Origin of the sequence: Pseudomonas sp. Root329, from assembly GCF_001424925.1 — a bacterium.
GTDB lineage: Bacteria > Pseudomonadota > Gammaproteobacteria > Pseudomonadales > Pseudomonadaceae > Aquipseudomonas > Aquipseudomonas arabinosi.
In genome coordinates this window covers 1-15,813 of sequence record NZ_LMCV01000007.1, presented here as the reverse complement: position 1 = coordinate 15,813, position 15,813 = coordinate 1, and the positions used below count along the sequence as shown (strand labels likewise).

Annotated in this window: 9 protein-coding genes; 2 read left to right on the top strand and 7 right to left on the bottom strand. The window is 59.7% G+C overall.

The features are described from left to right. Position 1 precedes the first annotated feature (1 nt). On the bottom strand, positions 2-1,276 hold the full coding sequence (locus ASC74_RS08945) for a beta-ketoacyl-[acyl-carrier-protein] synthase family protein (RefSeq protein ID WP_056740947.1): 1,275 nt from the start codon (positions 1,274-1,276) through the stop codon (positions 2-4). An 8-nt stretch (positions 1,277-1,284) separates the two neighbouring features. Continuing rightward, positions 1,285-1,854: an acyl carrier protein gene (locus tag ASC74_RS08940; RefSeq protein WP_056740945.1), complete on the bottom strand. Its 570-nt coding sequence runs from the start codon at positions 1,852-1,854 to the stop codon at positions 1,285-1,287. Between the two features lie 534 nt (positions 1,855-2,388). Between ASC74_RS08940 and ASC74_RS08935 the strand changes: the two genes are divergently transcribed. Continuing rightward, complete coding sequence (locus ASC74_RS08935; RefSeq protein WP_007946320.1) at positions 2,389-2,733, top strand: cupin domain-containing protein; 345 nt, start codon at positions 2,389-2,391, stop codon at positions 2,731-2,733. Positions 2,734-2,841: 108 nt separating this feature from the next. Here ASC74_RS08935 and mmsB read toward each other — a convergent pair whose 3' ends face one another. Further along, positions 2,842-3,729, bottom strand: coding sequence for a 3-hydroxyisobutyrate dehydrogenase (gene mmsB / locus ASC74_RS08930; protein ID WP_046045740.1), 888 nt, complete (start codon positions 3,727-3,729; stop codon positions 2,842-2,844). Between the two features lie 10 nt (positions 3,730-3,739). After that, positions 3,740-5,266 carry a CoA-acylating methylmalonate-semialdehyde dehydrogenase gene (locus tag ASC74_RS08925; protein ID WP_056740943.1) on the bottom strand — a complete coding sequence of 509 codons (1,527 nt, stop codon included), beginning with the start codon at positions 5,264-5,266 and terminating at the stop codon, positions 3,740-3,742. A 163-nt stretch (positions 5,267-5,429) separates the two neighbouring features. Here ASC74_RS08925 and ASC74_RS08920 point away from each other — a divergent pair, with 163 nt between their 5' ends. Next, positions 5,430-6,377, top strand: coding sequence for a LysR family transcriptional regulator (locus ASC74_RS08920; RefSeq protein ID WP_056740941.1), 948 nt, complete (start codon positions 5,430-5,432; stop codon positions 6,375-6,377). Here the strand turns inward: ASC74_RS08920 and recD are convergent. Genes recD through recC form a run of 3 tightly spaced genes read right to left on the bottom strand, consistent with a single transcriptional unit; the run spans position 6,374 to position 15,599 of the window. Then, positions 6,374-8,467: an exodeoxyribonuclease V subunit alpha gene (gene recD, locus ASC74_RS08915; RefSeq protein WP_056740939.1), complete on the bottom strand. Its 2,094-nt coding sequence runs from the start codon at positions 8,465-8,467 to the stop codon at positions 6,374-6,376. The genes ASC74_RS08920 and recD overlap by 4 nt on opposite strands. After that, the gene (gene recB / locus ASC74_RS08910) at positions 8,464-12,150 is read right to left on the bottom strand and encodes an exodeoxyribonuclease V subunit beta (protein ID WP_056740937.1); all 3,687 of its coding nucleotides are present in this window, start codon (positions 12,148-12,150) and stop codon (positions 8,464-8,466) included. Before recB ends, recD begins: the two co-directional genes overlap by 4 nt. Then, entirely contained in the window at positions 12,150-15,599 is a 3,450-nt protein-coding gene (recC, locus tag ASC74_RS08905; RefSeq protein WP_056740935.1) for an exodeoxyribonuclease V subunit gamma, read from the bottom strand. Before recC ends, recB begins: the two co-directional genes overlap by 1 nt. Between the last annotated feature and the right edge of the window lie 214 nt (positions 15,600-15,813).

Here is a 15,813-nt window from a genome sequence, read left to right as displayed (position 1 = left end):
GTCATGCCCTCCCCAGGACCAGCGAGCTGTTGACGCCGCCGAAACCGAACGAGTTGGACATCACCACGTTGATCGACTGGCGCATCGGCTCGCTGAGAAATTTCAGCGAGGGGTATTCGGCGCGGTCATGATCGTAGTTCAAGGTCGGCAACAGCACGCCGTCCCGCAAGCTCATCAGCGACAGCACAGCTTCAATCGCGCCGCTGCCCGCCAGGGAATGACCGATGGCCGATTTGTTGGCGGTGAACGTCACGTGTTCCTGGCACTCGCCGAACACCCGCTGCAAGGCCAAGGCCTCGCAGCTGTCGTTGGCCTGGGTGGACGTGCCGTGGGTGTTGACGTGTTGCACGGCACTGCTGAGCAGCCCGGCGTCTTCAATTGCAGCTTCCATGCATTCCTCGTATTTGCTGCCATCCCGGCTGCTGGAGGTCATTTTCTGTGCCTCGCACACATTCGCATAACCCAGCACTCGTCCTACCGTCGTGGCTTTGCGACGTTGCGCATGCTCGGCGGATTCGAGAATGACCATGGCCGCGCCCTCGCTGATCACGAAGCCGCAGCGGTCCGGCATGAACGGTCGGCTCTGCTCGCTTGCCGGCAGGTCGGCCTGGCACAGCGCGCCGAGGCTGTTGAACATGTAATACGGCAACTCGTTGGCCATCAGTTCGACGGCACCGCAAATGGCCAGATCGATTTCACCGCGCTCGATCGCCCGGTAGGCGCTGCCGATCGCCATCGTGCCGGCGGCGCAGGCATCGGAATGGGTCGAAATGTGATCGCGGATACCGAGCGTCTCGGCCAGGTGCAGAGTCTGCTGATCGACCCGGCGCCCGAAGACCGCGCTCGACGCCGCCGGGTTATCCAGCAGTTGATCCAGATCGACACGCCCCGCCTTATCCATGCAGCGACTGGCCCGATGCAGATCGTGACTGTCCACGCAGTACTTGTTGGCCCCAAGGAACAATCCGCTGCGGCTGTGAGCAAAGTCTACCGGGGTCAGGCCGGCGTGCTGCAAGGCTTGTCGGGCGACAAATTCGGCCAGCACACTTTGCCGCGGATGCCGCGCGGCATTGCCACCGAAACCGGCGGCAATCTGCTGCCACTGGCCGTCGTCGATAAACCCGGCAGCGCTGTTGTTGAACCCCAACGCCTTGAACCGTGGATGTTCGCGAACACAGGACTGCTTCTGACAGATCCGCTCGAACAACGTGGCGGCGTCCAGCGCCATAGGCGCCACCAGACCGAATCCGGTCACATAGACTTCTCGTGTCCGCATGAGAACTCCTACACCGTCTCTTGGGCGTGAGCGGCAACAAATTGCTCCACCTGTTGGCGTGAAACCTCATCACCGTCGGCCGGCACCAGCCGCGCACTGCAAGCGCCACAGACCACTTGCTTACGTTCGTTCAGTACGGCTTGATGAGCGCCGCAATCGGGGCAGCTCTGCGGCAGATAGTTGAAGAGATTGCGGCACTGTTGCGCCCAGTTGCGCACGGTGGTGGCGGCAAATACCTGCGCCGGTTGCATACCGGCCTTGAGTTGATCCGGGGAGTAGGCGCTCAGGCTTTGTTCAAGCAAGACCTTGCCGTTCTCGGTGATGCGACCGCTGGCCAGGAACTCGCTCGCGTCGCCGCAGACGGCGACGGCGTGATCCAGCACGCTGGTTTTGGGCAAGGTGCAGCCATACTGACGGCCCAGTTGAAAGCTCAGATCGACGATGTCCAGCGAATCAGCGCTGAGGTCTTCGACGATACTGCTGTTCTCATCGATATCATCGGCGCTCATCACCAACAGTTGCGCGAGAATCTCGCGGGTGCTGGCAATGACGTTCTCCAACTCCAATGGGTTGTTCAATTCTTATCTCCCTATACGTGGTGATTGCTTCACAAATTCCGTATGTGAGAAGTAACTATTCCCACAGCAACTTCTCACGCGGCGGGAATCTAAACTCTGCCCTTAAGGGGAGAGTCAACGAACTATTAAAAGTTTTTTAACAACTTGAGACAGGTGTTCCGAACGAGCTTGCGCGTCACACTCGATGGGTACGAAGCCTCGCGCCAATCGACTTATTTACTTAACAAAGGCTGCGTATGGTGGGGGAACACACTGTATCGTTGGCAATAGAGAGGGGAGCGAAAGTATAAACTTCCAGCTAATAGCACGGACGTACAAACAATAAAAACCGGACAAGTAAAACAGTTACAACTTCAGAATCGTTATATCTATATCTGCGCAGCCGACAAATAATGCGGTGCGGGTTTGCTAGCCGATCCGGGCAGTCCTCCACAGCGCTTCTGGGTAACTGAGTGTCGAGCACAGACAACTGACCGGTGGACGGGCGCTATAGGGTGCGACTTCAGTTCTCTAGTCCACAGCCCCGGAGTCCACATGACCGCACCTATTACCGTTCTTCGCGATACTCACCCACTGCCGGTGCTCGACGCCTGCAAATGGGAAAAACTCGAAGGCGACCCGCACACCGTCAACCTCAACGCCTACACCAGCGAAGACGGCAGCAAAATCATGGGCACCTGGATCTGCACGCCGGGCAAGTGGTATGTGGAATACGTGAAGTGGGAATACTGCGATTTCCGCGAGGGGTACTGCATCATCACCCCAGAGGGAAAGGAGCCGATCCATCTGCGCGCCGGTGATATTTTCGTCATCGAGCCGGGCATGAAAGGCACGTGGGAAGTGGTTGAAACCGTGCGCAAGTATTTCGTGTTTGCCTGATGCAAAAAAACCGGGAGATCACCCGACGTGATTTCCCGGTAAATGTCGATAGGAACATGCAGCCATTGTGGGAGCGAGCAGGCTCGCTCCCACAGGTTTCCAGCCCGATTATTGGGGTTTGCGATAGCTGTTGATGATCGCCGAGAAGTCCTTGCCTCCTTCCCCACGCTGACTCATCGCCTGGTACAACTGCTGAGCCACCGCGCCGAGCACCACCGGTTGGTGCGCCTGACGTGCCGCTTCCGTGGCCAGCCCCAGATCCTTGAGCATCAGTTCGGCACCGAAGCCGCCGGTATAACCGCGCGAGGCCGGCGCCGTTTCGACGATGCCTGGCCATGGGTTGTACATCTCCGAACTCCAGCAACGGCCAGTGGAACTGTTGATGATTCCCGCCAACACCGTCGTGTCGATGCCGAGCGCATCACCCAGTGCCATGGCTTCGCTGACGCCTACCATGGAGATCGCCAGCAGCAGGTTGTTGCAGATCTTGGCGATTTGCCCGGTGCCGACTTCGCCGCAATGGACGATGTTGCGGCCCATCTGCGCCAATACCGGTTGCAGGGTGGCGAACAGCTCAGGGGTAGCGCCGACCATAAACGTCAGGGTCCCGGCTGCCGCACCGCCAGTACCGCCGGAGACCGGCGCGTCCGCCATGGCCACGCCTTGCTTGGCCGCCGCCGCGGCAACATCACGCGCTGTCTGCGGATCGATGGTGCTGCAATCGACTGCCGGCACGCCCTTGGCGATCCCCGCCAGCACGCCGTCTTCACCCAGCCACACACTGCGCACATGCACAGCGGCGGGCAGCATGGTGATCACCAGCTCTGCACCTTGAGCCGCTTCACGCGCCGAAGCGCTGATGCTGCCGCCCAGTTGCTCCAGCTCCGCCAGAACGGTTTTGTTCAGGTCGACCAGGTTCAGCGAATGGCCAGCCTTGATCAGGTTGCGCGCCATCGGCGCGCCCATGTTGCCGAGACCGATAAAAGCGATTTTCATGTCCGGCTCCTTAACGCAAGTTAATGGTGGTGTTCACACCGTCGTTGACGCTGTTGTCATCGAACCAGCGACTGGTGACAGTCTTGGTCTGAGTGTAGAACTGCACCACTTGCTTGCCATACGGACCGAGGTCGCCGAGTTTGGACCCGCGCGAACCGGTGAAGCTGAAGAACGGAACCGGCACCGGAATCGGGATGTTGATGCCGACCTGGCCAACGTCGATTTCAGTCTGGAATTTACGCGCCGCCGCACCGCTTTGGGTGAACAGCCCAGTGCCGTTGCCGAACGGGTTGGCGTTGACCAGTGCGATCGCCTCATCAAGGGTATCGACTTCCAGCACCACCAGCACCGGACCGAAGATTTCTTGGGTGTAGATCTGCATCTCTGGGGTTACGCCAGAGAACAGGGTCGGGCCGACAAAGTTGCCCTTCTCGAAGCCTGGAACCGTGATATCGCGACCGTCCAGTTCAAGCTTGGCGCCTTCCTTGATGCCGCTCTCGATCAGATCCAGAATTCGCGCCTTGGCCTTCTTGGAAATCACCGGACCAACATCAGTGCCCGGCTCGCTGCCGGCATTCACTTTGAGTTTCTGCGCCAGCGCCTTCAGATCAGGCAGCCATTGCTTGGCCGCGCCCACCAGCACCACAACGGACGTGGCCATGCAGCGTTGCCCGGCCGCACCGAAACCGGCACCGACCAGCGCATTGAGAGCTTGTTCGCGGTTGGCATCCGCCAGCACAACGGCGTGGTTCTTCGCGCCCATCATCGATTGCACGCGCTTGCCGTGTTTACCGGCCAGGTCATAGACGTGAGTGCCGACGGCGGTCGAACCGACGAAGGAAACAGCCTTGATGTCCTTGTGGGTGCAGAGCGCATCCACCACGTCTTTACCGCCATGAACGACGTTGAGCACGCCCGCCGGAACGCCGGCCTCGATCGCCAGTTCCACCAGCATCATGGTCGACATCGGGTCCTGTTCGGATGGCTTGAGCACGAAGGTGTTGCCGCAGGCGATGGCCATCGGGAACATCCACAGCGGAATCATGGCCGGGAAGTTGAATGGGGTGATGCCGGCGCAAACGCCGATTGGCTGACGCAGGGTGTAGGTATCGACGCCGCCAGCAACGTTCTCGGCGAACTCGCCCATTTGCAGGCTGCCGATGGAGCAAGCGTGTTCGACCACTTCCAGGCCGCGGAAAATATCGCCTTCAGCGTCGGCTATGGTTTTGCCTTGTTCGTTGCTGAGCACCACGGCGATGCGCTTGGAGTGTTCGCGAATCAACGCCTGGAGCTTGAGCATGATGCGCATCCGCGCGCCGATCGGCGTCAGCTTCCAGGTCTGGAAGGCGCGATGGGCGGCGCTGATCGCAGCGTCCACTTCCTGAGCGGTCGCGAACGGCACTTTCGCCAGCACTTGCTGGGTCGCCGGGTTGACGATGTCGTGCCATTCGGTGGTCTGGGACTCGACCCACTCGCCGTCGATCAACAGCTTTACCGTTTGGACAGTGGTTTCGTTTGGCGTGAGCGATGCGTTCATGTTGGGTCTCCGGGACGTTGTTCTTATTTAGAGAGCTATCTGTGGAGCCAAGGCGAGAAAGTCGCCTTGAGATGAGACGTGTGTCGCGAATTGGTTGTCGGACTGTTTTTGGAGTATAGATGTGCAAACTTCTAATAAGAACGCACATAAAAGCCGGTCCATCATGCAAAAAAACATCACGTCTCTAGGCTCGTTGAACTGGGACGACCTCAAGTTTTTCCTTGAAGTCGCCCGCACCCGCAAGGCCAGCACCGCAGCCAAGCGCCTGGCGGTCGACTACACCACCGTGTCGCGGCGCATCAGTTCGCTGGAAGCGGCGTTGGGCACTTTGCTATTCGAGAAATCCCGGACCAGCGGTTTTGTCCTGACCGCCGAAGGCCAGCGGTTGCTGGGTTACGCCGAGTCGATTGAAAGCACGTTGCACATGGCCTGCGAGCAGGTTTCAGGCTCTGGGGTGGCCTTGTCCGGGCATGTACGCATGGGCTGCACCGAAGGCTTCGGCAGCTTTTTCATCACCCCACAGCTGAGCCATTTCGTCGACGCCTACCCGGCGATCTCCGTAGACATCCTGCCGCTGCCGCACTTCATCAGCCTGTCCAAGCGCGAGGCGGACATCGTCATCGCCCTGGAGCGCCCGGAGCATGGCCCGTACGTCTGCTGCAAACTCTGCGACTACAAATTACAGCTCTACGCGACTCAGGATTATCTCGACAAGCACCCACCGATCCGCCGCCCGGCTGACTTGGGTAAACATTCATTCATTAGTTACGTCGACGATCTGGCGTTCAGCTCGGAGCTGTTGTACCTGGCAAATGTGTTGCCCGGCGCCAGTGCCAACCTGCGCAGCACCAGCGTGATCGCGCAATTCGTGGCCGCGCAGCAAGGGCGGTCGCTGGCGATTCTGCCGTGCTTCCTGGCAGCCCAGGATCCGCGATTGCTGCCGGTGTTGCCGGAGGAAATCAACATCACTCGACAGTTCTGGATGTACTGCCGCGAGGACCTGCGCAAACTCAAGCGGATCACTCTGCTGTGGGATTACATCCGCGCGGTCACCGAGAAGAATCAGGGGCTGTTGATGGGTGAAAGTCGGGACATGCTGTTCGCCGATTAGTCGGCGCCCAACTCCAGCATCAACCCGCTCAAGCGCTTGACCTTGCGCCGCACCGCCTCTTCGAATACGCCGGGACGCGGCTCGATCAGGGTGAACCAGTTTTTCGCCCGGGTAATCCCGGTATAGATCAATTCCTTGGTGAGTACAGGGTTCAGGGCATCCGGCAAAATCAACGCCGTATGGGCAAATTCCGAGCCCTGGGATTTGTGCACCGTCATCGCGTACACGGTTTCGACATCATTGAGCCGGCTTGGCAGTACAAACCGTACGCCGCCCTGACCATCATTACGCGGGAACGCCACACGCAGTACCTGCTTCCCAACTTCTGGCCCCTCGCGTTCCGGCAGCTTGAGGGCAATGCCGATGTCGCCGTTCATCAAACCCAGACCATAGTCATTGCGAGTCATCAGCACTGGCCGACCTTCGTACCACTGCTGGTCGCTGTCGATCAGGCGAGCCTTGAGCAGCGCGGCGGTCACGCGTTGATTCAACCCCTCCACGCCCCACGGCCCTTTGCGTACGGCGCACAACAGCTGGAAAGCGTCGAAGGCTTGCAACACCTGCCGGGCCCAATCGGTCCAGCAGGGATCATCAAGCGTGCTGTCGAGCGGTGGTCGCAGGCTGCGCAAGAGACTCAGGTAATGGCGATAACCCTGCGGTCCATCGCCATGCCCCTCAAGCAGCAAGCGTTCGAGCGCCCGGTCCTGCTCCCCCTTGAGGGACAGGGAAAACACGTCGTCATGGCTTCGAGCCGCCAATAACTTGCGGGCTTCCTCGGGTTGCTGCTGGTTGACCCAACGAGCCAGTTGGCCGATGCCGCTGCCCTCGCCGAACCGGCGTGAATGACGCAGCATCACAACTTGCTGGGCCAGGGGATGAGTCCCTTGGGTGTCTTCCTGCAAACCGCTGGCATCCAGGTTTTCACCACTGACCGCTTGCAGCCACAGGCGAGTCTGTGGGCTGTACCAACCGGCCTCGGCGTCGCGGCACAGGTCACCCAGAACGGCGCCGGCCTCCACCGATGCCAGTTGGTCCTTGTCACCGAGCAGCACCAGACGGGCATGGGCCGGCAACGCATCGAGCAGGTTGGCCATCATTTCCAGATCGATCATCGAGGCTTCGTCCACCACCAAGACATCCAGCGGCAAGCGATTACCGGCGTGGTGACGGAAGTGTCGAGTACCGGGACGACTGCCGAGCAGACGGTGCACGGTGGTGACGTCTGACGGGATCTTCACTCGTACGGTTTCATCGACTTCCAGGGTTCTGACCTGCTGACTGATGGACTCCGTCAGTCGGGCTGCAGCCTTGCCGGTGGGTGCTGCGAGACGGATGCGCAACGGTTTGCCGGCCTCCACCGCTGGCGCCTGGAGCAACGCCAGCAAACGCACGACCGTCGTCGTCTTGCCGGTCCCCGGGCCACCGGTAACGATGCTGAATGCGCTGCGGGTGGCGAGGGCACAGGCGAGCTTTTGCCAGTCAATCACTTCACCGGGCTTGGCTGGGCCGAACAAGCTGGTGAGGCGTTGGGACAAATCATCCGGCGTGGTTTCGTGTTCGACCAGGCGTTGACGCAGCGAGGTGTCGATACGCCGTTCGTAAGCCCAGTAGCGACGCAAGTACAGGCGTTTGCCCGATAACACCAATGGCCGATGCTGCGCCGCCTCGCGGCCGTCGACCGCCAAAGCGACCAGACTGCTGGAGGCCAGGACTTTGCACCAATGGGCACCGTCCAGCGCCTCAAGCAATTGCGACGGCAACAACATCGCACCATTTTGCGGATCGCCTTCCGGTGGCAGCGACAGTGCGAAGTCCGGTTCCTTGAGCGTTTCGAATAAATCCAGGCACACATGACCGTGGCCCAGTTGATGACTGGCCAACGCGGCGGCCAACAGCACCAACGGATCATCGCCGGGAGCGAGCTCATGAAGAAAAGCGACGAAGGCTTTGTCCAGCGCTCGCAGCCAGCCGCGCTCAACCCAGCGTGTCAGCAACAGCAGCAAGTCCTCGGCACGACTCAGCGGCGCCAGATCCGCCAGGCTTTCAGCTGTCAACGAAGTGGGCAGCAAATCAGCGAAGGTGCGACTCATAACAAAACTCCCTGTTCCCAGGCGGGTTCTGCCTTGGGTTCTGGCTTGCCCTGGAACAGCCGGTCCAGACGTTCGATCAGCTCTCTTGGAGGACGGGCGAAATACACGCCTTGGCTGGGCGCGCGCGTACCGCGCAGGAACAGATACAGCGCGCCACCGACATGCCGGTCGTAATCGTAATCGGCAAGTCGCGCCTTGAGCTGGCGATGCAGGGCCAACAGGTACAGCACGTATTGAAGGTCGTAACGGTTGTCGAGAATCGACTGCTCCATGGCCTGCTCGGTATAGGCCGCGTCATCGACGCCCAGCCAGTTGGATTTGTAGTCGGCGACGTAGTAGCGGCCGTCGTGCTCGAACGTCAGGTCGATGAAGCCTTTGAACATGCCATTGAGCAACACCGGCTCGGCAGCCACCCGGGCCACGCCGTTGTGGGTGTATTGGCGCACCAGTTCATCGAGTTTGAGCACATCGACTTTATGGCTGGCGAACCAGAACTCCATCTCGACCCGGTATTGGGTGAGCCGCTCGAATACCACGGGGGCCTGCCCGCCGCCGATATGCAGCGGGGACGTAAGCAGATGCTGCAACCAGTCGCTCAGGGCGGTGATCCAGCCCTCCCAGCCACGGCGGTTGCAGCGACGGGCAATGGCGTCTTCCACCGTTTGCGGCGTGGCGACAAAGCCCTCATCACCGGCCCATTCGAGCAAACCATGGAGAAAGGTGCCGGGGTTCGGGCCACGAGGGAATCGATGGATATCAGCACCACCGGCCACCACTTCTCGTGGTGCTTGCGGATCGAGGCGTTCGTCGTCGAAGAGCTTTTGCGCTTGCGGGCTCTCCGGCGCTTCATCAGTGCCCACGCTCATGCTGTCGCCAATGCGCAGGGCACTGTAGGAGGCAATCCACCAGTTTTCGCTGGCCTTGCGTTTGGGTATCAGCGGAGCAAGCAACGTCGCATCGTTGTGCGGCGGATGGTAGTGCTCGACGGTCGCTTCAGGCATTTCACCGTAGTTCAGCGCAGGACAGTCCTGCTGCAGGTCTTCCAGCCAACGCTTCAAACCTGCCGACTCGGCCAATGGTGCTCCGCCGCCCAGCAGATAACCCAATGCCGACAGGTGCAGCACCGAGCTGTTGTTATTGCCGCGTTTGAGATCAGTCACTCCGAGCCAGCAGGCGTGTTGCGCCCGGGTCAGGGCCACGTAAATCAAGCGCAAATCTTCGGCAAGACGCTCATCATCCGCCTGAACAATTAACTCGGCCGTCGGCTTCAAGGTCACTTGGGCCTTGCCCGTGGCGTCGTGGTAATGCAATGGCAGACGGCTGCCATCCACCGGCTTCGCCGAGCAAATGAACGGCAGGAACACCAAGGGATACTCAAGCCCCTTGGACTTGTGAATGGTCACGACTTTGACCAGTTGTTCGTCACTCTCCAGACGCAGGATCTGCTCTTCGCCGGCCTGACCGGACAACGCCAGATGCTCGGACAAATGACGGATCAGCGCTTGCTCACCATCGAGTTCGGCGGCCGCTTGTTGCAGCAATTCGGACAAGTGCAGCAAATTGGTCAGCACCCGCTCGCCGTCACTGCGCGTGATCAATGTCTGAGGCAGCTGGAAGTCATGCAGCAATCGCCGCAGCATGGGCAACACGCCCTGCTTGCGCCAGAGCTCGCGATAATGGCGGAACTGCATGACCCGCGCTTCCCAGGCCAGTTCGTCCTGATTGAGGCGTTCCAGTTCAGCCAGTGACAGGTTCAGCGTGATACAGGCCAACGCGGCTCGCAGCGGGCGCTCGACATCCGGCTCAGCGCAGGCCTTGAGCCAGGTCAGCAGATCGTGGGCCTCTTGGGCGGCGAACACCGAGTCCTTGTCCGACAGATAGACGCTGCGAACGCCACGTGCGGAGAGTTCGCCGCGCACAGCCTGGGCCTCTTTACCGTCGCGGACCAGGATCGCGATATCCGCTGGCAGCAGCCCTCTGAAGTCCTTGCCGTCCTGGATGAAACCCGCGCGACCTTGTTGCCCGCCGTTGAGCAAAGCGGTGATTTCACTGGCGCAGGCAGCGGCGAGTTGTTGTCGGTACACCGCGCCGGACAGCGGCTGATCGGCAGACAGGTGCCAAATGTTCAGGGCTGGCACGACCTGGCCGTCAATGTGCAGAATTTCTTTGCGCCCTTGGGATTCGACGGGCAGGAACGGTACCGGGTTCTCACCGTTCTTTTCACGAAACAGGAACGCGCCTCGCCCGGTCTCGCGAGACTCGGCACGCTCGAATACATGGTTCACGGCATTGACCATGCCATGGCTGGAACGGAAATTCGTACCCAGGGTGTGCAGTCGGCCAGCGGTGGCTTGGCGGGCGCGCAAGTAGGTGTAGATGTCGGCACCGCGGAATGCGTAGATCGCTTGCTTGGGGTCGCCGATCAGGAACAGACCGCATTCGGGATTGTTGTCTTCGATGCGATAGATGCTCTCGAAGATCCGGTACTGCACCGGGTCGGTGTCCTGGAACTCATCGATCAGTGCCACCGGGAACTGCTCGCGAATAAGGGTCGCCAGCCGCTCACCGCCATCGGATTGCAACGCTGCATCCAGGCGCAGCAGCATGTCATCGAAGCCCATCTCCGCACGGCGACGCTTTTCTTCCTCGAACCGTGTACCGACCCACTGGGCGGCGTGTTGCAGCACGGCGGCATCAGGTGTCGGCAATCCATCGAGACTGGCCTTGAGGCCGGGCATGGCGTCCAGCCCGGGATGACTGGGTGCTTCGCCCTTCCAGGCTTCAGCCATACCCTCGGGAGTCAGGCGCGTGAATCCGGTGCCAATATCCAGTTGCTCAAGGGATTCGTCTTCAGCCCAGGCCCTGATCTTTTCAAACCAGGGTTCGAAATAGCGCGCCTGCATCTTGCGACCGTCGACACTCTTGCTCGCAACACCCTGGTGACAGATGGCAAGCAATTCGTCCGCCCACTGGCGCCAGGGCATCTTGAGTTCGAGCAAGGCTGCCCGTCGCTCTTGCAGACACTCCGTGATCAGCTCAGCAGGCTCTTTACCTTCAACACTGTCTCGCTCACTGGCGAACAAACCACGTACTCGCGGCAGTAAAGCCGCCGGACCGCCCCAATTCCCACGCACCCAGCTCAGCGCATCGCCTTGCATCGGGTAGCAAAACAGGCGCCAGTAATCGCGCAGGACTTCGCCCAGCAAATCGCTGTGATCGGTTTCCAGGGTTTGTGTAAACAGGCTGCCACTGTCGAACGCGTGCTCGCGCAACATGCGCTGACACCAACTGTGGATAGTTGAAACTGCTGCCTCGTCCATCCACTGCGCGGCGATGTCCAGGCGGTTCGCGCACCCCGACCACTGCTCGGGAAGGTACTCCTCACGAAGCTCCGCGATTAGGCTATCGGGCGCTGGTGTTTCATCACGGAAAAACCGTGCAGCTTCAGCAAGACGCGTGCGGATACGTTCGCGCAATTCTTTGGTCGCAGCATCGGTGAACGTCACAACGAGGATTTGCGGCGGCAACAGTTCACGTCCGAAGCCGCTCGACTCTGCGCCGTGGCCAAGGACCAGGCGCAGATACAGCGCGGAAATGGTGAAGGTCTTGCCGGTCCCGGCGCTCGCTTCGATCAATTGGCTGCCGCGCAGGGGAAATGCCAAGGCCAGAGGTTTCGTGCTCATCAGCGCGCCTCCTCGCTGTTCAATGAACGCCAAGGCGCTTCAAGCAACGGCCGGTACAACGCGTTGCACCAATCCGGGAACGTTTCGTCTGCGACAAGCGTGTCGAAGTCGGCGAACTGCCGTGCGAGTGCCGGGCTTTCGCGACGCTCGCCGTCGGTGGTCAGGCCATCGCCTTCATAGGCCTTGCGGGCCGCGGCCTGGGCTTTGACCGGATCAGTTTGACCAAGCCAAGCGAAGCCGGTCTTCACTGCAATCGGCAGCGGTTGACGCATGCCGGTTTGCCAAGCCATTAACAGGTCACCCAGAATCCGCAAGGCTGCACCCTCCTCCATCGGACCGAGCAGCAGACTGTCGTCGCTGGCCACCAACGCGGTGGTCATCGCCATACCACTGGCGCAGGCAACCAGATGATTGACCCATGGCCGTGTCAGCCGATGCCATTTGCGCGACTTGATCGCGCCGATGCTGTTGGGGATTGTAGTGACTGATAGCAAACCACCGTCCGCACGTTGATGCAGGCCGCTGAGCCAACCTTCCAGGCGCAGCCCCTGCAACTCCAGATTCACTGGCAGAGCGTTGGTGAGCGGCGTTGGCCATAACGCCAAAAGCTGTTGGTAACGCTGCAACAGATCCGGCAACGGTTCGATCAACTCTCGCTGAAGGCATTCGCCGAACCCGGCCATGGGCAGGAGCCCCCTGTTTTGCAGGCGTTTTGCCTGCGCTTCCAGTATCTGATCGGTGCTATCCAGATGTCCCAGCGCCGCTTCGAGCAAGCTGTCGCTGAGGCTGTAACGTTGCAACGCGTCGAGTACAAATGGCTCTTCATCAGCCAAGGGCACTTCAGCCGCTTCGAAGTACACCTTCAGTCGCTGACTGAAGAAATGTCGCACAGGATTACGCAGAAAGTCCTGCAGTTGACCGAGACTCAGCGGCTCCTCCTGAACGTAGGGATCAAGGACCTCGATATCAGTCGACGGCTCACTGGTTTGATGCAGCACCTGCCATTCATTCGCGTAGCTGAACAAATCATCGCCTTCATGGAAGTAACGGGCGCTGAACGGTTGCAGTGGATGTTCCTGAGTGATGGCCTCAAGCAGATCTTCGTCGACATCATGCAGTCGCCAACCGCTGGCCAGATGATCTCGCAATTGGCCAATCAGTACCGACGCTGGGCGTTCACTGTTATCGCGAATGCTGCGACCGACCCAACTGATATAGAGTTGGTCACGTGCCGACAACAGGGCTTCCAACAGCAGATAGCGGTCATCTTCGCGTCGGGAGCGATCGCCAGGGCGGTAGTCACTGCCCATGAGGTCGAAGTCCAGTGGCGGCTGTGCCCGCGGGTAGTCGCCGTCATTCATGCCCAGCAGACAGACCAGTTTGAACGGGATCGCGCGCATGGGCATCAAGGTGCAGAAGTTAACCGCACCGGCCAGAAAACGCTGGGACAGGCGGCCTTGGTCAAGGCCGGCGAGCCAGGCTTCACGGACCACGGTCAACGGCAGTTCATCATGCAAGCCAACTGACTCGCACGTCTCAAGCCAGGTTTCACGCAGCTCTTCGAGTTGGGCCAACACGTAGTCGTCATGCTCGTTACTGGCCAGGAAAAACAACTGAACCAGTGCGTGCAATCGAAAGCCCCATTGTTTGGGAGCAGCAGGTTGAGAGAGTTCCTGGTGGGCAATTTCCAATGCATCCAGCAGCGCGACCAAAGGACCAATGAGCGCGGCATCCAGACCACCGATTTCGTCGTAGGGTTCGATACCCTCGCAAGCACTGGCACTGCCCACGGCATAACCGAGCAGCATCCGTCGCAGGCCGAAACGCCAACTGTTTTGTTCCAGCTCCTGCGGCAGACCAAGACCTGCGCGCTGCTCGGCATTCATGCCCCAGCGGATGCCTGCGCCTTCGATCCAACGGTGCAGGGTCGGCAGATCACGCTCCTCTACACCGAAGCGAGCGCGTAGTGCAGGGACATCCAGCAGATCGAGGATCTCGCTCACGGGGAAACGGCTGTCGGGCAGTTTGAGCAGATGTTCGATAGCAATCAGTAACGGGTCACGACCACGCTGGCCTTGATCGGCGAGCGTGAAGGGAATGAAACGCGGATCGTGGCGTTCAAGCTGAGCAAATACCGCACGGATATGCGGTGCGTAGCTGTCGATGTCCGGGACCATCACGATCACATCGCGAGGCCTTAAATCCGGATCAGCACTGAAGCGTGCGAGCAACTGGTCGTGGAGGATCTCCACTTCACGCTGGGCACTATGGGCAATGTGAAAACGGATCGACTCGTCCTCTGCCGGATCGACAGCTGGCCAGCGCTCGCGAGTCTCGTTCAAGGGACGCAATTCAAGAATGTCGTCCTGCAATTGATTGAGCATATTCTGTGGCTGGCTATCGCTGAACAGGTCGATACGGTCATCGCGGAATGCCGAGCGGTAGCTGTTGGGATCGTCGTAGCTGTCGAGCAAATTGATATAGTCCCGCCCCTGTTTGCCCCACGCCGCCAGCAGTGGATGGGCATGCTGGTGAAGGGTTTGCGGGTCGAGCACAACCGGCATTCCGCTCTTGCGAGCCTGACGCTTGTATTGATGCCGCAACAGGTCTTTATCGGCGACGATGTCTGCCCAATGGTGACGACACGGGTTGTGTACGCAGAGCAGAACCTGGCTGAAGCGGGCCAGCCCCGCCAGTGCTTCCAGGGCTTGAGCGGGCAGTGAGGAAATCCCGAAAACGATCACCCGCGAAGGCAATCCGCTGGGAGCTACGTCGAGGCTATTGATGCGTTCGATAAACCGTTGATGGACGCCGGCTCGGCTTTGCGCCATGCCTTGTTCACCCACATCCAGCAACAGCGCACGCCACAACTCTGCCTGCCAGCAGTTAGCCGGGGTCAGAGGTTTGGTTTCACCTCTGCCATTTCGTAATTGATGGCGACCTTCTGCCCAGTCTTCAAGCCAGTCGGCCCTGTACACCTGATATTGGTCGAACAGATCCGCCAGTCGTTCCGCCAATTGATAGCGTTTACGTAAGTCTGTGTCATTCGTAAGGAAGCGCTGCAGGGGTTCGAAGTGCGGTTGGTTGATCAACTGCGGAAGCAGACGCATCAGACGCCAGGTCAAGGGAGCTTTATCGAGAAGGGATTTGACCGGGATTTCGTCACGTCCAAGCACCATGCGATAGAGCTGCCACATGAAGCTACCCGGTAACTGCACATCGATGGCTGCTGCGATTCCGCAGCCGCCCATGTCATCGTCTTCAGGGTCTTCTGCCAGTGCCAGCTTCAGCCATTGGGCGATGCCGTTGCTCTGTACCAGGGCAATTTCATTTTCCAAGGGAGCCAGCGGGTAACGCCGCATCCAGCTGACCACCAGGCTGCGCAACTCGTCCAGGCGGTTGCCGTGAACCACCATAAAACCAGCACTGAGGGACGTCGCGTCCGGCATAAAGGCTTCCTTGGGAAAATACAAAAGCTAGGGCCGAACCTTAGCATTGTCGGGAGACTGTGACAGCCGGGAGCCGTCCGGTATTGCTGTGAGAACTTTCCTGCGGGCAAAACAAAACCCCTACCTGCATACGCAGATAGGGGTTTCGGAATTTAATCTTGACGATGACCTACTCTCACATGGGGAAACCCCACACTACCATCGGCGATGCATC